The organism is Pseudonocardia oroxyli (genome assembly GCF_900102195.1).
Classification (GTDB): domain Bacteria; phylum Actinomycetota; class Actinomycetes; order Mycobacteriales; family Pseudonocardiaceae; genus Pseudonocardia; species Pseudonocardia oroxyli.
Genome location: NZ_FNBE01000018.1, coordinates 1 through 19,178 on the forward strand (window position 1 = coordinate 1; position 19,178 = coordinate 19,178).

The window sequence follows — 19,178 nt, forward strand, 5'->3', positions numbered from 1 at the left end:
AAGGTCCACTCCACGTTCCCGACGGAGTCGTCCTTGACCACGACGTGGTCGAGGATGCGTTGCCAGGTGCCGTCCGCGGTCCAGACCCGCAGCCGTTCGTGTGCGGTCTTCCATGGCCCGTAGCGCTCGGGCAAGTCCCGCCACGGCGCCCCGGTCCGCAGCTTCCACAGGATCGCGTTGATCACCTGGCGGTGGTCACGCCACCGCCGACCCGCGGTCTCCACCGGAGGGAGCAGTGGCTCGATCCGTGCCCACGCCTTCTCGGTCAGCTCACCACGCCCTACCACCCGGCCATGATCACCGAAGCCAGGTCAGAACCCCTACAGGACACGCCCTAGTGTCAGGACTCGTTCCGCGTGCGTGCTGCCAGTAGGCGAGCGAGTAGCCCCGGAGCGAAGTAGTCGAGCACCTCGCGCTGCAGCTCGTAGTGGAAAAAGCGACCCTCCCGCCGGACCTTGACCAGTCCGGCCCGAGTCAGGACCTTGACGTGGTACGAGATGGTCGACTTGCTGACCGGCAGCTGCTGCTCCAGGGCGGTGCAGGGGTACTCCCCCGTCTCTCCGATGAGCACGAGCATGTCCAGTCGTGTCGGGTCGGCGATGGCCTTGCCGAACGCGACGTAGGAGTCGTGCAGCGAGGGCGCGACCGGCGGGCCGGGCTGAGAGTCCGTGCTCATCGACAACCATGCTCGCACGCCGCTCGCGCGCTGCCACCCGAGCCGGGCGTGGGCACGGTCACCACTGCGTTGCGGGCCAGGCTCGACATCTCTACGTTTTTAACTTCATCGAACTCTGGAGGTGCCCATGTTCGCCGTCTACGCCAGCGAGCCGAACCCTGCCGATCCCCTTGCCGCCCTCGTCGTGGGTGAACGCCCGGACCCCGAGGTGCCCGCGGGATGGGTGGCAGTGCGCACCACGGCCGCAAGCCTCAACATGCACGATCTGTGGACCCTTCGCGGCGTCGGCCTCAAGCCCGACCAGTACCCGATGATCCTCGGTGGTGACGCGGCCGGGACGCTGTCCGACGGCACCGACGTCGTCGTCTACCCGGTCATCGGCGACCCCACATGGTCCGGCGACGAGACCCTCGACCCTCGGCGCACCCTGCTCACCGAGAGGTACCAGGGCACGTTCGCCGACACCGTGATCGTGCCCGAGCGCAACGTCATCCCGCTGCCGCCAGGCGTCTCCCCACAGGCGGCATCCGTCCTCGGGACCGCCTGGCTCACCGCCTACCGCATGCTGTTCACCAAGTCCGGCCTGCGCCCCGGACAGACGATGCTCGTCCAGGGTGCCGCCGGTGGCGTCTCCACAGCCCTCATCCAGCTGGGGGCCGCAGCCGGCCTGCAGGTCTGGGTCACGGGGCGGACCGCGGAGAAGCGCGCCCTGGCCGAGCGGCTCGGCGCGCACGCGACCTTCGAGGCGGGCGCCAGGCTGCCCGGCAAGGTCGACGCGGTCTTCGAATCGGTCGGCGAGGCCACCTGGGCCCACACAATGCGCTCGGTCCGCCCGGGCGGAGCAGTGATCTGCTGCGGCGCCACCAGTGGGGCCGCCCCCTCCGCCGACCTCCAGCGGTTGTTCTTCCTACAGATCCGGGTCGAGGGCTCCACCATGGGCACCCGCCAGGAGCTGGTCGACCTCCTCGCCTTTGTCGATCGAGCGGGCATCTCCCCCGAGATCGGCCTCGAGCTCCCCATGGACAAGGCCCCCGAAGGCTTCCGCGCGATGAACGAGGGAGATGTCGCGGGAAAGATCGTCTTCACCCGCTGACGGCCCGATCGTCCCGGCCGCGGAATCCGCGGGATCCGCACAACCCCCGGTCCGGGCGTCCAGAGTCAGGGTTCCGCGGATTGTGCGGATTCTGCGGACGCGGGATGGACCTCCCACCGTGGCGACGCCGGGCGTCCAGCGCGGGTGCCGGGTGGTGGCTCGAGCTGGCGGAGGAAGCCGTGCTCGGCGAGGGTTTGGAGCGCGGGGTCGAGGTCGGCGACCTTGCGGAACCGCAGCCGAGAAAGCGCCGAGAACGCCTCGCGGCGGCTGAACTCCGTGCGGCCTGTGCGCAGGATCCAGTCCAGGACGTGGCGGGCATCGTCGGTCTCGGGGTCCGCGGCCATCTCGTCAAAGACGGCGAGGGCGTGGCCGAGGAAGTAGTGACCCAGCCTCGCCGCGGCATCGAGGTGCCTGGGCGGGATCGGCTCGCCCCAGCCGGTGGGGAGCACGTCCGCGAGGAACAGCAGGCCGGCGAGGCGGGCGATGGCGCCGTTGAGCTTCGACGCCCAGTCGGTCATGTGGGCCAGGTCAGCGTGCGGGGCCAGGCGGGGTTCGAGGCGGCGTTCGAGGTCGAGGACTTCGCGGTCGGCCTCCTTGCTCAGTCGCAGGCGCTGGGGCTCGTCGTGGTCTGCGAGGAGCATCACGAGTCTGGTCAGGCGGCTGGTGTAGGTCTTGTCGATCGGGGCGGGGACGGCCGGGGCGCCGACTTGGCGGCGGCCGACGGTGTTCTCCGGAAGGGAGTACAGGATCCGGGCGAGGAGGCCGCGGCCGCGGAAGCCGGGCATGCGGGCGATGTCCTGCAGGACCTCCGGTTGTAGGGCCAGGCCGAGAGTCAGCGCGGGCGACTCGACGTGCTCGGCAGGACGGCCCTTGCGGTCCACCCGGAGCAGGTCGCCCGCGTGGCCCTTCAGGAACACCTCGAGGTTCGGGACACCGCTGGAGTAGCGGCCGGCGAGGGTGGAGAAGATCCCGCCCTCCGCCGAGAGCACCGCCAGACGACCTCGCTGCTCGGCCAGCAGCGACGCGGCGGCTTCAGTGGTGATGTCGTCGGCGATCAGGCGAGGCAGCGCTGGGACGGGCTTCTCGGCTTCGAGGGTGTACTCGGCCGCGGCGTTGAGGGCTTCGGCGCGGGCGGCGGGGTCGCGGACGTTCGTGGCCTCGATCGTCCGACGCTCGGCCTCCTTGGCAGCCATCTTCCGGGCGAGCTCCGCCTCCACCATCCGCGGGCGAGCCCTGTCAATGAGCTGACGCTCGGCATCCAGCAGCGGGGCAGTCATGGCCGCGAACACCGCGCTCTTGCGAGAGCCCGGGGGCATCGCGACCACGGTGTAGAGGTTCAGCGGCTCCCGCCAGCCGGGCCGGATCTCGATCTCGGCTCGTCCGCCCGCGGCGGTGGAGAGCGCGGCGAGGGCGAGGCAGCCGGGAAGGTCGAGCGGGGCCTGGGTGAACTCGGCGACCGCCATGACCATGTCGGCCACCCACGTCGGCAGCGCGTCGACCGGGAACGGCGGGGCCAGGCGGCGCGGGGTGAGCGGGGTCGGATCGGCGTCCCAGCCCTGGGCGGTGGGCTGGTCGTCGTTGTGCAGGATGGCCAGGCGGCGGTCGGCGTCGAGGCCGTTGAGGATGTCGGTCGCGGTGCGGCGCCTGGTCACGGCCGTCCCTCCGAAGATGCCCGGCGCGGGCAGCGGGCGCCGGCGGTCAGGCCGGAGCGGATCGTGCGGTGCGCTTCCGCCGCCGGGAGACCGATCGCCGCGGACGCCTCGGCGAGAGCTGCGGTGGCCAAGCCCTCGGGCAGTAGGCCTCCGCCGACGAGCTGACCGAGTGCGAACGCCGCAGCGTTGAGGGTGTGGTTGCGGTGCCCCGGCGCAGCGGCCAGGACGCGGTCGAGCTCGCCGCGTAGCGCGGCGGCGGTGTAGGCGGAGCGGCGGCCGACCGCGTCGAGCAGCGGCGCGAACCCTGCCCGATCGGGGTGCGCGTCGTCGTTCTCCTCGGCGAGGAGCCTGGTCAGCCAGACGGGCAGCGGCGCGACTCGAGCCTCGGACGCCTGGTAGGTGCGGCCGCGGACCACCGACCCGGCCGCCACGACATAGCCTCCGGCAGCGCGAACATCGATGAGCCACCCGATCCGGCCGGCGGAGTTCCTGATCGCGACGTCCTGGGGTGCGGCGTAGTAGAGGTGCTCGCCGCCGCTGCCGGTGCGTACCGAGTACGTCTCCATCGGCGGTTCGACGTCGTGGTGTTCGGCGAGCGCGGCTAAGACGTCGGCGCCGTCGGTGATCCCGGGCCGGTTCCATTCCGGCGGCCGGACAGCGCTGGGCTTCGGGCGGTCCAGGTCGAGCACCACAAGGCCCGACGGCCCGCAGGCGATCCCGATCCCGAACGGTCCGCGCTCCCACGCCTTCCGGATCCGGACGACGTCGGTGGTCGCACGAGCCTCCCAGTCCCGGATCGCAGGACGCTTGTCGTTGGGGCGCAACGGGAACACGCGCCAACCGCGGGCAGCGTGGGACAGGGCGGCGCGCATCAGCTCAGTGGAGGCCACGACCGCTCCCCCGCATCGGCCGATCCGCGAGGTCGGGGCGGCGTGCGATTCTGCAGGTATGCGCGTCACCGAGCGCGACGTCGACCGGATCCCACCGGGCAACCTGCACGTGCCCCGGCGGGACTTCGGCGTGCTCTGGGCCGCCGCTGAGATTCGCTCCCAGGAGCAAGGCGCGAACGGCATCACCGACTACGCCGCGGGCGCGATCGCGATCACCTGCCGCTGGCTGGCGACGGCGACCGTCGACGGTCCCGGTGGGCGTCGTCGTCCGGCGTCGGCGCCGATCACGAGTACCTCGCGGACCGCGCAGGAGGAGCTGATCGAGGCCGAGTACCTCGCGGCGGAGACCCTGGCCGCGCGGCCCGCGCCGCCGGACTGGCTGGCGCGTCAGCCGGGCTACCTGGCCGCGGTGTGCGCGACGCTTCGCTGGGCATGGCGCGGCGTCGGCGCTCCCCCAGTGCTTGCCGATCACTGACCTGGTCATTCGCGCTCCAAGGCGTAGTCGTCGGTCGTGTCGAGCTCCGCCGTGCGGTCGGGCGGTGGGAACTCCTCGGCCGGGTACTGGGCCTCGTAGATCTCGCGGGCCTCGATCTCGGCCAGGGCCTCCTGCGCACGGGTCACCGCGGCCGCGGTCTCGTCCGCGGTCGGGACGCGCACGGCGTCCTCGGCGTGGTCGAGGTCCCGGTTCTGTTCGCGGATGTCCGGTGTCGGCTCGTGCTGTTCGTGCGACGGGTGATCGAGCTCGTACTCCTCGGTGATCTCGCGGTGGCGCTCGTCCTCGACCTGCTCCGCCCGGTGGGCCGCGAGCCATTCCTCGGCGGTGACGGTTGGTTCCGGGGCGGTGTCGGCGTGGCGGAGGGCGAGCTCGGCTCGCGCACGGTCGCCGGCCGCGCGGGTGGCAGCGGTGTGCGCGAGCCAGCGCGACCGGGCGTCGTCCACCGCCCGGAGCTCGGCGGCTCGCTTGTCGAGGACGTCGGCGAGCGCACCGGCCTCTCGGCTCTCCTGCAGGAGACGCTCCGGGTCGGTGGATGTCTCGGCTTCGGCTGCGCGCAGGGCTGCGCTGCGGCGCTGGGCGTCGGCGGCTTGGTGGGTGCCAGCCAGCTCGTTCGCGACGTAGCGGGGCGCCCACACCGCTTCCCGCTCGGCGGCGCGGATGCGGACGCGCAGCTGCCCGTCGGACATCTCGATCTCTTCGCGGTCGATCTCGGGCCGCCCGAGGGAGCGCCACGCTGCGCGGTAGGCGGCGAACGCCTCCACCTGCCCGGGAGCGGGGGCCGGGCCGAGGGCGTCGGCGTCGCCGGTGTGCCCGCGCATCTCCCGGTACGCCGCGACGGATCCGACCTCGGTCGCCCACTCCCGGCGGGCTGTCATCTCCTCGGGTGGAGCGCCGAAGGCATCGAGGGCCCACTGGGGTGGTTCGTCGGCGGCGTCCAAGCCCAGCTGTCGGGCCCGCGCGTCGGCGGCCTCGGCCAGGTCGTCGAGGTAGGCCTGCCACTCGACGTCGTCGACGCGAGGTGTCCACTCGGCCCACGTGTGGCCGACGGGGTCGAAGCGGTGGCGTTCGGTGATCCGGCTGTAGAGGACATTCGTAGCGTTGCGCGCGCCGTCGAGGGAGCGGCCCGCAGCGGCGTCGTGGAGGACCTGGGGGGCGTCGAGACCGGCGAGCTCCGCACTGCGCAGGACGCGGGTCAACGAGGCGGCGCCGTCCTCGGCGGCGATCCGGGCGCGATCGCGCAGGCTGATCGCGCCGTCCAGGGCGAGTGCGTCGAGCCAGCCGGCGGTGCGCTCGGTCGCGGCCAGCTGTGCGGCGTCGGCCAGCAGCTCGGCGGGGGTGCGGACGTTGTCGGTCTCCGCTGCCGAGCGGGTCGCCGTCGCGAGCGCGGAGTGCGCGCCGGTGCGGTCGTCGGGCTCGAGGATCAGCGCCACCGCGGCGACCGGATCCCGGCGGATGCTGTGGTCCTGGTGTCCATCGGCAGGGTCGAGCGGTGCGGTCTCGGTGACGACGTGGGCATGGTTGCTCTCGCGTCCGCGGGACATCCCGACGTAGAGCGCCTGCGGGTTGGTGCGCGGGGTGACGACGACGTGGCTGGTGTCGACCGTGCGGCCCTGCGCGGAGTGAACGGTGGAGGCGTAGGCCAACGCCACGTTGTCGGCGACGTAGTCGGCCGGCAGGACCATGCGCTCGTCCCCGGCGGCGACCTCGAGCCCACCGTCCTCGCGCACGGCGGTGACGGCGTAGGTCTCCCGGTTGATCGGGCCCCGCCGGTTGCCCTCCACCCCGGCGAGGTGCCAGCCGTTCGCGCGGGCCTCGACCAGGTCGCCGACCCCGGCGAAGGTGCCCTGCAGCCCGAGCGGAGCGCCGCGCTCGGCGACACGGCCGAGCCGCACCAGCTCCGCGCGCAGCGAGGCGGAGAGGGTGGCTGCCTGCTCGTTCGTGTCGACGACCAGGAGGGACTGCTTTCCGGCGAGGGTGTCGGCGAGCCATGCCTGCGCGGCGGCGGTCTCGGCGTGGCCGAGGGTGCCGGAGTCGAGTAGCCGTCCGTTCCGGTGGTAGTCGCGGAGCACGGTCTCGTCGCCGTTGCGCAGTCGCAGGGAGGCGCCGCGTTCCCAATCGTGGGTGAAGCGGCGGGCGTCCGCGAGCTCATAGCGGGTGCCGCCGGCCGAGATGAGGTCCATCCCTCCGCCCGCACCGACCGCGGCGAGCTGCTTGTGGTCCCCGACGAGCAGCAGCTTGGCGCCGGCAGCATCGACGTGGCGGTGGATCGCGGCCAGGGCGAGGGTGTCGGTCATCGCGGACTCGTCGACCACGACGAGGTCATCTGCCCGCAGCCGCCAGGCCCGGTCGTCGTCGCGCACCTCAGCCGCGAGTCGCTCCTGTGTGGCGAGCCATCGGGCGACGTTGCGCGTGGTCAGCCCTTCGGCGGCCAGGACGTCGGTCGCGACCTGCGAGGTGGCCAGCCCGAACACACGGCGCTCGGCTGGGTCGTCGTGCAGCTCGGGATCGGCCCAGGCGCGAGCCAGCGCGCCGACGACGAACGACTTGCCCGTCCCGGCAGGCCCGACCAGCGTCTCGACGCGAGCGCCGGAGGTCAGCACTCCACGCACCGCGGCCGCCTGGTCGAGGCCGAGGGAGATTCCGGACTCGCGCAGGCCGTCGAGGAACCGCTGGGCCTGGCGTGGGTGCAGGGCCGCGGCGTCCCGCTCGGTGGTCGAGGCGACGAGGATCCGCTCGATCTTGAGCTGGTCGGGCGTGGAGTAGAGCCGGCCACCTGGCGCTTGGTAGGCGGAGTCGCCGTTGGCGAGGCGGAGCTCAGCGGGCAGCGCAGCCTGTCCGGGCCGGTCGCTGTCGAGGGCGACCGCGTGCTGCAGGGCCTCGTCGGCGAGTCGGTCGAGCAGTTGCGCGATGTCGGTCCCGGTGGGGGTTCCGAGGTGGTCCGGGAGCGCAGCGTTGATCGCTCGTGTGAGGTCCGACCGGGTCCAGGTCGCCCGCTTCGCCTGGACGTCCGCCAGCGCCGTCTCGATCACCGCCTGCGGCGACCAGGACTCCGCGGTCCGCGAGGCGGGGCGGGCCGCGAGCGCCGCCCGCGCGACCCCGGCGAGGCCGTCGGCGACCTCCGAGCGCAGCTGGGCGTCGACCCGGTCGAGGAGCTGCGCACGAGCCTCGCCGTCGTAGGTCTTGGCCTGCCGGGTCGCGAACGTGGCCTGCCGGGACAGCCGGTCACGCTCCAGACCGTTCGGGGTACGGCCAAAACGGGCCTCGAAGTCGGCGATGAGCTCCTCGGCCTTCGCGGTGACCGCGTGGCGGCGTGAGGAGACCAGCGCCATCGCCTTCGGTGCGACGCCGACGATCTCCCGTGCCTTCCCGTCCGGCCGCATCGCCAGCGAGAGCCCGAGGCCGTGGCTCAGGCGCTCCTCCGTGGTCCGCTCGGCGACCGCCGCCGCGCCTGCGCGCCACTTGTGCATCCCCCGCGAGTCCAGCGTGCGCCACGTGCCGTCCGGGGACTCGACGCGGTTGAGGACCGCGTTGTGGATGTGCAGCTGCGGGTCGTGGTCGCGGGAGTCGTGCTGGAAAAAGGAGGCGACGACCCAGTCGTGGGCGTCGACGTAGCGCCCGGCCGCGCCGCCGTGGTGCCCGACGCGGGAGTACCCGGACTTGTCCGACAGGTACGCGAGGCCTGCGTTGTTGCCCGCCCAGATCGCGTCCTCGACCGCCTGCCGGTAGCGGTCCCACGCCGCGGCCGACTCCGTGTCACCCGCCGCGGCGGCCTTGACCTGTTCAGCCTCGAACGCGGTGTGCAGCAGTGTCACGGACTTCTGGACGCTGAACGTGACGTCGAGGAAGGCCACATTCCGCCGCGCAAGCTTGCCCGCCTCGACGCGGAGTTCAGCGCGCCGTTCAGCGTCGGCATGCGGCTCGCGCGTCAGGGCTGCCGCGTACAGCGTCTCCTCCGAGCTGTACTTCCGGCCGCTGTGTCCCAGCGTCGGGACCTCGTCCCAACGGCACTCGTCGGAGAACGCCTCGTGCCGCGGGTCGAGGAACCGCTCGTAGACGGCCTTCATGTCCCGAGCGTCGACGAGACCCTGCAGCCCGAGCTGCTCGGCTCCGCGGCCCCACCAGCGCCCGGGAGGCTCGCCCTCGGCGACGGCGCCGGTGTAGTAGTTCTCGCGACCCGTCGCGACCGCCTTCAAGAGGTAGTCGGGGCTGTAGCCGACGGCGATGCTCAGCACGGCGCCCACCGGCCGAAGGCCGCCCGTCGGATCGTGATGCCTTGGTGTGCTCGCGTTGATCTTGGTGGTTTCGTCTGGTTCGGAGCGTCGGTCTGGATCATGAATGGGCGCCTTGGTCGTCATGTCGTGCGGGGACGAGGTGGAGTGCTGCGGGCTGGTCGCGAAGGGCTTTGAGGGCCTTGGCTGCGGTGCCTCGGGAGACTCCGGCGAGGTCCTGGAGCTCGGAGACGGTCGGGAGTCGGCCGTGCTCGGCCGCGTGCGCGCGGGCCCGGGTGCGGGCAAGGTCGCGCTGCGGTGACTCGACCGGCCGAGCCGGCTCTGTCGGCGGTTCGAGCTCGGCGGCAGGTGGCTGTACAGGCGCGGCGTGTACAACGGGCTGTTCAGCGGGCCGCTGTACAGCCGTGCCATCGGTCAGCAGGTACAGCAGGTGTGCCACGACCGCCGCCGCGACGGCGGGCCAGGCGCCGATGCCGAACCGGACGACCGGGCTCGCTTCGAGCCCCTGTTCAGCGGCGAGGTACACCGCCTGTGCCAACCCGGACAGTCCGGCCGCCACCACCACGACGGCCCACGCGTATCGGGCCGCCGATCCGGTCAGCCGCGCCGTGGCCGCGTAGGCGACCAGGGCAAGGCCGTCGGTGATCAACGGGTACAGCCACGCGATCCCGGCCGGGACGCGGGAGGCGACCGCCACCTCGTAGAGCCCGTGTGCGGTGGCCGCGGCCGCTCCGGCGGCGACGGCGAGGCCGGGCAGCCAGATCGCCCGCGCGGTCACGATCGGCCGTTCAGCGTCCGCCGAATCGCCGACGGCTCTTTCGACGGCGCCGGCTCGGGCGCCTCGCCGTCGCGGTCGGTTCCCCACCAGCGGGCGATGCCTGCGACGGCGTCGGCGTTCGGGACCTCGGGTGGAGCGCTGTCCACCTGTGTCCAGCCCGGCCGCGCCCGGTGGTTGTCCCCCGAGCACAGACCCGCGTACTTGTGGATCCGCCGGACCACACCCGGCCGCAGCCGCTCGTGCCAGTCCCCCGCCAGCGCCACCGACGCTCCGTCGCCCTGGTAGGCCGCCGACCAGGCGTGCATCAGCCAGAGCAGCTCCTCGACGACGTCGGGGTGCCAGCACCAGCAGTCCGGGAACCCCTGGGTCGAGTCGCCGTAGCGCAGATACACCGCGCCGAGCCAGACCACGAGATCGTCGAGCAGCGTGCCGACCTCGGTCTGGTCCGCGGGCGCCAGCAGCCACGACGGCGCCGGGCTCGACGAGCGGCGAGCGACGCTGTCCGACAGCCGCGCCACCAGCTGGGCCAGGTCCTCGACCCGCCCATGCAGCGGCTGGACGACCCGGCGAAGGCCGTCGACCTCGCGGGCGAGTCCAGCGATCGCGTCGGTCACGGCTCCTCCTTCACGAGCTCGGGGTGGCGGCGGATCTCGCGCAGCTCGCGGAACATGCGGTTGGCATCGGTGACGCGGCGGGCCGGGTCCTCGAAGCGATCCGGCCACCGCCGGGCGAGGCGGACGAGGACACGCTCGACGACGTCGTCGCGCCACTCGGTCGCGACGTCGAGCCGTTCCCGCCAGCGGGCCGCGCTGTCGAGGCGCGCGCGGGCGCGCTGGTGTGCGCGGACGTCTCGTCGACGCCACGCCATCTGGGCCCTGCCGATGACCGGCGGGATCCCACGGCGGATGACGAGCACGCGTCCTGCGGGGAGGTTGGCGATCTGGGCGGGGGCGAGGACCGGGACCTTCCGCACGCTGCGGCTGGCTCCGCGGCCGTAGAGGTCGGTGGTTGTGACCGGTTCGTCGCGCTCGCCGGTCAGCGTCGACCAGAACTGCAGGTCGTCGCGATCCCGCGTGCCGCCGAAGACCATGACGGCGCCGGTGTTGTTCAGGATGGTGGCGGCGTCGTACTCGCCCCAGCGGGCGAGCAGCTGGGCGCGGGACTGGAAGGCGGCCAGGATCGTGACGCCGCGGCCGCCCATGTCCGCGGTCCAGGACTGCAGCGGCACCGGCGAGATCAGCGCGGCCTCGTCCAACGCGAGGGTGAGCGGCGGGTCCAGTCGACCGCTCGGTTCGCGGGCCGCGAGGCGGCGTGCCTCACGCGCGATGTGCCCGGTCAGCGCGCAGATCAGCGGCGCGGCATGGGATTCCTCGGCACCCAGCAGGTAGATCGAGGCTCGCGTTTCGAGCAGCTCCCGGACGTCGAACCCTCCCGGTTCGGCCGCGGCAGACGCAGCCGGGGACGTCAGCCAGCTCAGTGCAGGCATGATCGTCGAGGTAATCGACGTCCGGGTGCGGTCGTTGGTGGTGACGAACTGGTTCAGGTCCTGCTCGAACGCCGGGTCCTCGCTCTGGCGCAGGAGGCCGGAGACCTCGCGCTGCGCGCGCTCGGGGTCCGCGACCCACTCCAGGACGTCCCGCATCCGCCGGTCGCCGAGGGCGGCGGCGTGGAGCAGCCCGGCAAGGATCCGCCGCGCCTGGGCGTCCCAGAACTCGCGGTCGCCGCCGCCTCTCGGGGTCGCACCGAGCATGTCCGTGGCGCGCTCGGCGGCGGTCACGGCGTCGGTGCAGCCGGTGAGAGGGTCGAAGGTGATGGTCGAGGGGTGGTCGCCCAGGCCGACGGCGTTGAACACGTGCACCGGGCCCGTGGCGGCTCGGATCGGCGCGGTCAGGGTGTAGAGGTCGGTGCGGGTGCTGGTGACGAGCACGGCGCCCGCGGCGTCGAGGACCCGGCCTGCGAGCCAGCCCGACTTGCCGCTGCGCGGTCCACCGAAGACCATCACGACGTCCTCGATCGAGGCCCAGACCCGCAACCATCCGGTTCGGCAGAGCTGGACTGCCACGTCGGCAGCGCGGGACCGGCCGGTCAGCGTCGGGCGGACGGTCGAGGCCTTGCGCCGCATCGCACGTCCGGAGGCGACGCGGGCGATGTCCAGCGTCGATGCCACGCCGACCTTCCTGCGTGAGCGGGCTCCCCAGCGCGAGACCACGGCAGCGGACCGGGTCCAGCGGTGCGCGACGAGTGCCAGGACGGCCGCTCCAAAGAGAGCGACGGCCGGCCAGGCGAGCGTCTGCAGGAGGCCGGCGCCGGGGAGAACGGCGAGCAGCCCCAGCGCTGAGGCCATTCCTCGGCTGCCACGGCGCCACGCCAGCAGCGCGCCGCCGAGCAGACCGCAGACAAGCAGGCTGACGGTGAGCATCAGAACTCCTCGATCCGTGATGCGGCGACCTCGGCCGCGTGGCGGCGACAGGTCGCGGCGTGCCCGGACTCGTTGTGGGCGGGGTGGCCGTCGAACGGCCCGTGATCGCGGACCTGCTGGTCGCAGGACTCGCACCGCCACCAGGCATCGAGTCGGTGGAACGACTCGCGGAACGGCAGCGGGCGGTTCTCCACCACCAGGCAGAACGCCAAGATCGCGGGCAACTCGTCATGGTCGTCCGCACGGATCCCCAGGGCCTCCGCGATCTCGTCCCAGCTCCGTCCACTGCCGCGAGCCTGCTCGGCGTAGCGGCGGATCTCCGCGGAGGCGGTGTTGCGAGCCGCGACGGCGGCCCGGATTCCGGCGAGGGCGTCGTCGATCGTGGTCCTGGTCAGCAGCGTGAATCCTGCGACCGGCGTCTCGACGAGGGACGCACCGTGATTGTCGCAGGCGGCGCGGCGAATCTGGTCCTGCATCGCGAGGGTGGCCCGCGCGCCGGGTGTGAGGTCGTAGCGGGTCATGCCGAGATCGCCGCCTTCCACCGCTCGACGGTCCGACCCGTCACCCCGCAGCGGGCCGCCACGTCGTTGTTCGACTCGCCCTGCTCGAGCAATGCGAGTCCGGCCGCACGGATGTCCTCGCGGGGCGACGGCTTCCGAATGCGACCTGGTCGCGGCGCGATCGTCTCCGCCCGTGCCGCACGGCGCTCCTCGGCTGTGAGCCCGCCGGCGATGCCCACGTGGATGTAGGTCGTCGACCACTCCAGGCAGACGTCACGCACCGGACAGCGTCCGCACACGGCCTTCGCCGCAGCGACCTGGTCCTCGCAGAGCGGCCCCTCCTCCACGACCGGGAAGAACAGCTCCGGGTCCTCGCCGACGCACGCGGCCCGCGCCCTCCAGTCCCCGTTCATCCCTGACCCGCCTGGGGCGCGCCGGTGAGAACCGGGGTGGCGGCGTCGTTCAGCGTCGACATGAACGCGGCGACCGCGCCCGGCAGGCCGGAGCCCGCGGGAGTGGCTACGAACAGGACGAGTGCCACGAGCGAGAACACGATGGCGGCACCGGGGAAGCGGGCCTTGGCGCAGAGGAACGCGCCGACGATCGAGAAGAAGATGAGCACTCCGACGGCTTCCATCACGCCCCCTCGGCGGTGAATGCGGCGGCGTCGACGACGCCCTGAGCGGTGACGGCGGCCTCGGCCATGGCGTCCACCGCGGCCGCCGGGATGATCAGCCGGCCGCGGATCTTCACGGCCGGGAACTCCTTGTCCGCGATGGCGCGGTAGACCGTGACCCGCGACATCCCGAAGATGCGCGCGACCTCCGCCACGCTGTAGAAGCGGGGACGAGCCCCACCTGAATTGATCCCAGACATGTCCACCTCATCTGTGCAAGCTGACCAACTCAGTAAGGAGCCGGCCGCGATTTCGGTCCAGTGGCCTTGCCTCGTGCTGTGGACAGAGCGTCTCCCTGTGGACAGGGGTTGCGACAGATGACTCGGGGTGACACGGGATGACACGACCTCCGAATCAGGGTTGATTTCCGCAGCTCAGAGCGTCATCGTGTAGCGAGAGGGGATCAGGGGGCGTGATGAGCAACAGGCTTTCGGCAGCGCGGCGGGAGCGCGGCTGGACCCAGGAGCGACTCATTCACGCCCTCCGCGAGGCCGCCCGAATTCACAATCGTGAATTGCCCTCGTCGCAGAGCATGAAGCGGCGAATCGCCGCGTGGGAGAATCAGGACAAGGGCATCAGCGAGCAGTACGTCGAGCTGCTCTGCGAGGTGTACGAGAAGACCCCGTTCGAGCTCGGCCTCGCCGTCGCGGCGGTCGAGCCAGTCGTCGAGCTCGAGGCGGTTCCCCCGTTCACCCGGCTCGACGCCGGCCTCGTCGCCCTGCTCCACGACCAGACCCACAACATTCGACTCATGGACCGGCGGCTCGGCGGAGACGCGATCTTCCGCCAGACCCGCGCGCACGTCGACCAGATCGAGTCGCTCGTCCGCTACGCCATGCCGGGCGCCCAACGGGAGGCTGCGGCCGACGCCCTGAGCCAGGCCGCTGCCCTCGCAGGCTGGCAGGCCCTCGACAACGGCGGGCTCGACGAGGCCTGGCAGCTCCACGAGACCGCGGTCTCCGCGGCTCGGGAGTCCGGCGCAGCCGCCGAGCTGGGCTACGCCCGCGCACAGCAGGCCTACGTGCTCATCGACGCCGGCGAGCACGCCGCAGCGCACCAGCTCATCGGCGCCGCGCGGGCCGAGGCCGCGTCGTCAGTGCCGGCGGCTCTGGCCGCCTGGCTGCTCGCGGCTGAGGGCGAGGCCCTGGCCCACCTCGGCGACCGCGACGGCGCACTCCGCGTCCTCGACTCGGCAGCGGACGTCATGCCAGACGCTCCCGACGACGAACTCCCCTACGTCATGCTCGACGCGGGCCACCTCGCCCGCTGGCGCGGCAACTGCCTCGCCCGCCTCGGCGAGACCAGCGCGATCGACGACCTCACCTCAGCCCTGCTCGCCATGGGCGAAGGCCAGTACGGACGCGCCGAGGTCAGCCTCCGCGTCGACCTCGCCCTCGCCTTCCGTGCCCGCGGCGACCTCACCGAGGCCCGCCTTCACGCCCGCCGCGCCAACGAGCTCGCGGGCCGGACCGGTTCCCAGCGGCAGCGCCGCAGGATCAAGGACCTACTCGTCGCGTGACTTCGCCCCGCCCAGCGCGAGCAGGTGGAGCAGCCCAACCAGAGACCCCGAGTTCACGATCTTCCCAGTTCTGATCAGCTCGGGGACGTCGCCGAGCGGCAGCCACTGGAACTTGCCCTCGTTCAGCTCCGTGGGGTCCGCGACGAGCTCGGCCCCGCGAGCGAGGAAGACGTGGTGAGCGTTGCGCACCATGCCGATCATGGGCTCGAAGGTCACGAGGTGCTCGATGTTCCGTACGCGGTACCCGGTCTCCTCCAGCACCTCCCGTGCCGCGGTGTCGATCGGCTCCTCGTCCTCGTCGAGCAGGCCGCCGGGGAGCTCCCAGTTCCAGACGTCGGGCACGAAACGATGACGCCATGACATGAGCACATTCGTGGCCGTGTCATCGACGACGACGGTCATCGCCGCAGGCGGGAGCGACAACGCGTGGTGCTCAAACCGCTCACCCGTCGGGAGCTCGACATCCTTGAGGCGCAGGCTCACCCATGCGGACTCGTACAACGATCTCTCATCGTGGACGACCCACCTGCCGCTGCGGGGCTCAGACACCGAACGAACGTATCGCGGGAGGGCTGACGCATGCTGCCGAGGCGGCCAGCCTGCCTCCGCGCCCCCAGCAACCCTCTGGAAGAATCACTGAGAGTTCTCGAGAGACACATCTGAGCGACCGAGGGGGTGGTGGGTGGCCGAGAGCGGGGCAGACACCACCAAGCCGGTGCTGAGTGAAGCGGACATCGAACGTCTCATGCGCCTGCCTGAGCAGAGTCGCGTCCGAGCCCGGGCCGTCGTAACTCTGCTCGCTGCTGTTACCGGATCCCTCCTGGCGGGGCTCTCCCTTCAAGCAACTGCCCCGTTGCCAGATTTGGCCCGTTGGGGCGTACTTGTCGCCGCAGCGTTGATTGCTTGCGCGACTGGAATCTGCCTGACCGCAACCATCCTCGACTCTGAAGAAGAAGACTTCGACCCACAGGATGCCGAGACAGTATCCGGCACCTTAATTGAGCGCATCAACGACCGCATTGTCTGCAGCCTGAAGATTTCAGGCCTTGCAACGGCGCTCCTTCTAATCTCGCTGGGATTCGGACTGTTTAATCCAGGACGGCCCGCTCAAGTAACACTAACCGACCCAGGCATGGTCAAAGCTGTCACTAGCTGCCCTTCCATTACTAATCCTATTGGTGTCGACAACATCGACTCTCTACGCGGCAACGATCCTTTTGTCACTATTACCTTGGCGAAGTCGGACTGCGCCAACGGTCGCTCGCTGGACTCGATAACAATCCCGCGCTCCGACATCGCTCTCATAGCTGAAGTCGAGAGATAGTTGTGCTCGACTCTCCGCTATCAGTATTCGTCGACTGGCAGGACGCAATCGAGATACTTTCGGAGTACGAGCAGGCATACCTCGATGCGCTCGACAGCCTCGCCGAGGACAACATATTTCCCCGGACGCCCCCAGTCGACTCGGGTGAGCTTCCTCATGTGCTCTTCTTTGGCTATCGCGCTGCAACACTAGCTGACTCGCGTGTCGCAATCGAGCTGGCGTCAGCGTGCAAACGACACGGCCCTCGACCAGCAAGACTGATCCCGGTCTGCTGCGGGGTTGCAAACTCACCCCGGCCCGCCTGGACAGATCAGAGCGGCTGCACCCAGCACACGCAACAAATCGAGGTGCATAATCCTGCCGCACTGTACGATAAAGTAAGGGCCGAAGTGACAATAACGGCTCGCCGCCTTCGCTCGATGGGCCTAGAGGCTACGTTTAGAATTCCAGAAGAAACGAGTCTAACGCCGGAACCGGCTCAACCCGTGCGACGGCGAAAGCGCTGGGAGATGCAATGAGCGGCGTTCAGTGGATGGTCGCGACGGTCGCGCCATGGGCGGTGGCACCTCACCAGAATTTCTCGACTCAGGACGTGGCGGGCGATCAAGTCCTGGCCTTGGTCGCTGACTACCGCCTAGACGAGTTGGACCGGTACGCACCACTCCTCTCAGAGGGTCCGGTCTGGATCCAGCAGCTCATCCGAGACGCAGCGGATGCTGTGGACGTGAGCCTTCAGGCTGAAGCGACCCCTCGACTGGATCGATACGCTAGCGATACGAGTATCCCGGCCGGTGCCTGCGCAGCCGCTGCGCTCTTCGCCAGTGCGTGCTACGCAGAGCTCGATCGGCTGCCAGCCGCTCTGAGCGTTCTGCAAACAGGAATCATTCGAGTGGAGATGGAGCCCGAATCAGGGAGTCTGGCTCTTGTGCGTGCGGCTCTGGATCTAAATCGAGCTGTCCGACTTCTGGAGTTCGGCCAGCAAGCCGAAGCATCGATTGCTGCCTCGCGTGTAATCGGTAGCCTCCAGGATCTGGGGGAATTTGAGAGATTTCCCACCTCGGACGGCATCTCCTGGGACTCGGATACAGTTCAGCACGATCTAGTGGAAGCATTCACACTGCGGTCCAAGCGACTGCTGAGTTCACTTGCGGCACTTCAGGACAACTCGTGGGTTGAGTTAGTCCGCAGTCGACCGGCCTGGCTGGACGTGCGCAGCGAGCGGCGGGCAATTCCTGGCCTGTCGGCGGTTCTGACCAAGCAGTATGAGGACAAGTACAATGCGCACAGCCGTTCGATTACCATTGGCGGAGTCGACAAGGTAGCGGCACCCATCGAGGCGAGCCTATTCAACTCCGAACTGTCCGGCGACTTCGGCGACTTGACGGGTCGCCGAAGCCAACTCGGAATGGCTCGACTTCTATCCGCTTCGCCTGAGGACAGCGATCTCATTCGAGATGGGATTCGCCTTCTTCGGCAGGGCCGCGCCAAGAAGCAGCTAGAGTCCGCACTTAGCCACCTACTGTTAGTCGGGCCGGTCCAGCCACTTTTGGATCAAGCCGCAACGGTGCTCGCCGTCGGCGCTAGTCGTACAATCAATTCGCTTGAGCTGCTGGTATTGCGCAAGACGGCGGAGTTGCTTACGCAAGCCCAGGCTGCGACTGCAGTCGAGGCTGCTCTCCGCTACCTCAATGAGACTGGCCATGAAGCGGGCTCCACCAGCTCGATTGGTCAGTGGCCCCGTATAGAGGAAGCATGGAAGGCTATCGCAGAGCTGACGCCATTCAGCGCCTCAGACGAAGCTATTGCTAAAGCTGGAGCCAGCATGCTCCTGACGACAGAAGAGACACCATATCTGCTGTCTCGTCTTATCTCGTCGCTATTTGACAAGCTCTCGTGGCGGGACATCACCCCTTCTACACAGAGAGACTGGCTAGATTGGGCAGCTCGTAACCAAGACGGTGAGTTCAGCGACGTCTCAAGCGAGATTATTGATCAACTCCTACCGAAGCATTCCCTTACTTCGACCTGGCAGCAGCGTCCCAGCGGGATCCAACTTGCGGAGCGGCTGCTCATCGAACACGGCCAAGGGTCTACTCCGGATGAGGCGGAACTCACTGCTGCGGTCGATAGCTTGGCTACTGAACTTGAGCGCATACGACGCGACGCGGCCAACCACACATACAGCCTTGGTGGTCGACCAGCGGCAAGAATCGCTTCGTTCATGGTGACGCAACTCAAGGTTGGTGACCTGGTTGCGCCTCTCGCCAATTTCTTGGCGGACACGTCCGTCTCTGCTTCTGATAAGCAGGGCGCTATCGATCACTTATCTTATCATTCAGTACCGATCCCCTCGATTCTCCGGACTCCGCTTATCGAGAAGTGGGACAGCGTCAAGGAAGCTCCCGACCAGAGAATGCTCGTCCACGACTCCGTTGAGTTTCTCGGCGCATGCTTGAGGCTCGGGGTCAAGATCGGGACCATTCAGCCATGGGAGTTTGCGGCCTCAGTCACGGAACTCGCTGCAGGTTCACCCACCGAGCGGCTAGTCGCGCTTCGTTGCCTCGCCAACACTCGCCTGCCTGAGCAACAGGACATATGGGCGGTCACGGTCGCCATCCAGCAGGCGATCTCCGACGATTCCGTAGTCCGAGCGAACGCCGCCTTCGTTCTTGCACGACTGCGTACATCGGAAACGCCGCTTCGAGCAGTTGCAGACGAACGGGTGCGCACACTACTTCAGTCAGATGGTGTCCGTACCCCACTGTTTTGTCTTCGCGGTCTGACTAGCAGAGTTGGCGATGGTGGTGCGATCAGCGGCGAATTGTTGGCAGATGTGGAGCGGCTCGCGGATGAACACCCCGCAACGACGGTCCGCGAGGCGGCCATCGAACTAGCCAGTGCGGTAAGCGGCAAGCCGTAAGCTCGC

General features: G+C 69.7%; 19 protein-coding genes. 5 read left to right on the plus strand and 14 right to left on the minus strand.

Annotated elements, in window-relative coordinates:
- Both BLS43_RS23675 and BLS43_RS23680 read right to left on the minus strand, forming a co-directional pair.
- Positions 1-287 (minus strand): transposase (locus tag BLS43_RS23675; RefSeq protein ID WP_143030187.1); only part of this gene is annotated, 287 nt, incomplete at its 3' end.
- 53 nt (positions 288-340) lie between these two features.
- Entirely contained in the window at positions 341-676 is a 336-nt protein-coding gene (locus tag BLS43_RS23680) for an ArsR/SmtB family transcription factor (protein WP_093088913.1), read from the minus strand.
- Between the two features lie 127 nt (positions 677-803).
- On the opposite strand from BLS43_RS23680, the gene BLS43_RS23685 reads away from it, so the two are divergent.
- Positions 804-1,769, plus strand: coding sequence for a zinc-binding dehydrogenase (locus BLS43_RS23685; RefSeq protein ID WP_093088914.1), 966 nt, complete (start codon positions 804-806; stop codon positions 1,767-1,769).
- A gap of 65 nt (positions 1,770-1,834) precedes the next feature.
- On the opposite strand, the gene BLS43_RS23690 is transcribed toward BLS43_RS23685, so the two are convergent.
- Positions 1,835-3,421 carry a YfjI family protein gene (locus BLS43_RS23690; RefSeq protein ID WP_218129981.1) on the minus strand — a complete coding sequence of 529 codons (1,587 nt, stop codon included), beginning with the start codon at positions 3,419-3,421 and terminating at the stop codon, positions 1,835-1,837.
- Entirely contained in the window at positions 3,418-4,311 is an 894-nt protein-coding gene (locus BLS43_RS23695; RefSeq protein ID WP_245707745.1) for a bifunctional DNA primase/polymerase, read from the minus strand. Before BLS43_RS23695 ends, BLS43_RS23690 begins: the two co-directional genes overlap by 4 nt.
- Positions 4,312-4,369: 58 nt before the next feature.
- On the opposite strand from BLS43_RS23695, the gene BLS43_RS23700 reads away from it, so the two are divergent.
- Positions 4,370-4,786 carry a hypothetical protein gene (locus BLS43_RS23700; protein ID WP_093088916.1) on the plus strand — a complete coding sequence of 139 codons (417 nt, stop codon included), beginning with the start codon at positions 4,370-4,372 and terminating at the stop codon, positions 4,784-4,786.
- A 5-nt stretch (positions 4,787-4,791) separates the two neighbouring features.
- Here BLS43_RS23700 and mobF read toward each other — a convergent pair whose 3' ends face one another.
- The 8 genes from mobF to BLS43_RS23740 form a co-directional block, all read right to left on the minus strand.
- Complete coding sequence (mobF, locus tag BLS43_RS23705; protein ID WP_245707747.1) at positions 4,792-9,039, minus strand: MobF family relaxase; 4,248 nt, start codon at positions 9,037-9,039, stop codon at positions 4,792-4,794.
- Between the two features lie 97 nt (positions 9,040-9,136).
- Positions 9,137-9,814, minus strand: a complete 678-nt coding sequence (locus tag BLS43_RS23710) for a helix-turn-helix domain-containing protein (RefSeq protein WP_093088918.1) — start codon at positions 9,812-9,814, stop codon at positions 9,137-9,139.
- Complete coding sequence (locus tag BLS43_RS23715; protein WP_093088919.1) at positions 9,811-10,428, minus strand: hypothetical protein; 618 nt, start codon at positions 10,426-10,428, stop codon at positions 9,811-9,813. The genes BLS43_RS23710 and BLS43_RS23715 overlap by 4 nt, the downstream gene beginning before the upstream one ends.
- On the minus strand, positions 10,425-12,233 hold the full coding sequence (locus tag BLS43_RS23720; RefSeq protein ID WP_093088920.1) for a type IV secretory system conjugative DNA transfer family protein: 1,809 nt from the start codon (positions 12,231-12,233) through the stop codon (positions 10,425-10,427). The genes BLS43_RS23715 and BLS43_RS23720 overlap by 4 nt, the downstream gene beginning before the upstream one ends.
- Positions 12,233-12,754 carry a hypothetical protein gene (locus BLS43_RS23725; RefSeq protein WP_093088921.1) on the minus strand — a complete coding sequence of 174 codons (522 nt, stop codon included), beginning with the start codon at positions 12,752-12,754 and terminating at the stop codon, positions 12,233-12,235. Before BLS43_RS23725 ends, BLS43_RS23720 begins: the two co-directional genes overlap by 1 nt.
- Positions 12,751-13,146 (minus strand): WhiB family transcriptional regulator, encoded by a 396-nt coding sequence (locus tag BLS43_RS32140; RefSeq protein ID WP_093088922.1) that lies wholly within the window; start codon positions 13,144-13,146, stop codon positions 12,751-12,753. Before BLS43_RS32140 ends, BLS43_RS23725 begins: the two co-directional genes overlap by 4 nt.
- Complete coding sequence (locus BLS43_RS23735; RefSeq protein WP_093088923.1) at positions 13,143-13,370, minus strand: hypothetical protein; 228 nt, start codon at positions 13,368-13,370, stop codon at positions 13,143-13,145. The genes BLS43_RS32140 and BLS43_RS23735 overlap by 4 nt, the downstream gene beginning before the upstream one ends.
- The gene (locus tag BLS43_RS23740; RefSeq protein ID WP_093088924.1) at positions 13,370-13,609 is read right to left on the minus strand and encodes a helix-turn-helix domain-containing protein; all 240 of its coding nucleotides are present in this window, start codon (positions 13,607-13,609) and stop codon (positions 13,370-13,372) included. Before BLS43_RS23740 ends, BLS43_RS23735 begins: the two co-directional genes overlap by 1 nt.
- Positions 13,610-13,941: 332 nt before the next feature.
- Here BLS43_RS23740 and BLS43_RS23745 point away from each other — a divergent pair, with 332 nt between their 5' ends.
- On the plus strand, positions 13,942-14,928 hold the full coding sequence (locus tag BLS43_RS23745; RefSeq protein ID WP_093088925.1) for an NsdA family TPR-like regulatory protein: 987 nt from the start codon (positions 13,942-13,944) through the stop codon (positions 14,926-14,928).
- On the opposite strand, the gene BLS43_RS23750 is transcribed toward BLS43_RS23745, so the two are convergent.
- Positions 14,914-15,330 (minus strand): NUDIX hydrolase, encoded by a 417-nt coding sequence (locus BLS43_RS23750; protein ID WP_245707749.1) that lies wholly within the window; start codon positions 15,328-15,330, stop codon positions 14,914-14,916. The two genes, BLS43_RS23745 and BLS43_RS23750, sit on opposite strands and share 15 nt — an antisense overlap.
- Positions 15,331-15,610: 280 nt before the next feature.
- On the opposite strand from BLS43_RS23750, the gene BLS43_RS29600 reads away from it, so the two are divergent.
- Entirely contained in the window at positions 15,611-16,252 is a 642-nt protein-coding gene (locus tag BLS43_RS29600; RefSeq protein ID WP_143030188.1) for a hypothetical protein, read from the plus strand.
- 20 nt (positions 16,253-16,272) lie between these two features.
- On the opposite strand, the gene BLS43_RS30180 is transcribed toward BLS43_RS29600, so the two are convergent.
- A complete protein-coding gene (locus BLS43_RS30180; protein WP_176921502.1) occupies positions 16,273-16,410 on the minus strand; it encodes a hypothetical protein in 138 nt (45 codons plus the stop codon).
- Between the two features lie 731 nt (positions 16,411-17,141).
- Between BLS43_RS30180 and BLS43_RS29605 the strand changes: the two genes are divergently transcribed.
- Positions 17,142-19,172, plus strand: coding sequence for a hypothetical protein (locus tag BLS43_RS29605; RefSeq protein WP_143030189.1), 2,031 nt, complete (start codon positions 17,142-17,144; stop codon positions 19,170-19,172).
- Positions 19,173-19,178 lie beyond the last annotated feature (6 nt).

Bases quoted from the DNA above. Each gene is read 5' to 3' on its own strand.
- BLS43_RS23700 (WP_093088916.1), top strand. From the start codon at position 4,370: ATGCGCGTCACCGAGCGCGACGTCGACCGGATCCCACCGGGCAACCTG.
- BLS43_RS23680 (WP_093088913.1), bottom strand. From the start codon at position 676: ATGAGCACGGACTCTCAGCCCGGCCCGCCGGTCGCGCCCTCGCTGCAC.
- BLS43_RS23725 (WP_093088921.1), bottom strand. From the start codon at position 12,754: ATGACCCGCTACGACCTCACACCCGGCGCGCGGGCCACCCTCGCGATG.
- BLS43_RS30180 (WP_176921502.1), bottom strand. From the start codon at position 16,410: ATGAGGAAGCTCACCCGAGTCGACTGGGGGCGTCCGGGGAAATATGTT.
- BLS43_RS23745 (WP_093088925.1), top strand. From the start codon at position 13,942: ATGAAGCGGCGAATCGCCGCGTGGGAGAATCAGGACAAGGGCATCAGC.
- BLS43_RS23685 (WP_093088914.1), top strand. From the start codon at position 804: ATGTTCGCCGTCTACGCCAGCGAGCCGAACCCTGCCGATCCCCTTGCC.
- BLS43_RS23735 (WP_093088923.1), bottom strand. From the start codon at position 13,370: ATGGAAGCCGTCGGAGTGCTCATCTTCTTCTCGATCGTCGGCGCGTTC.
- BLS43_RS23750 (WP_245707749.1), bottom strand. From the start codon at position 15,330: ATGACCGTCGTCGTCGATGACACGGCCACGAATGTGCTCATGTCATGG.
- BLS43_RS32140 (WP_093088922.1), bottom strand. From the start codon at position 13,146: ATGAACGGGGACTGGAGGGCGCGGGCCGCGTGCGTCGGCGAGGACCCG.
- BLS43_RS23720 (WP_093088920.1), bottom strand. From the start codon at position 12,233: ATGCTCACCGTCAGCCTGCTTGTCTGCGGTCTGCTCGGCGGCGCGCTG.
- BLS43_RS23740 (WP_093088924.1), bottom strand. From the start codon at position 13,609: ATGTCTGGGATCAATTCAGGTGGGGCTCGTCCCCGCTTCTACAGCGTG.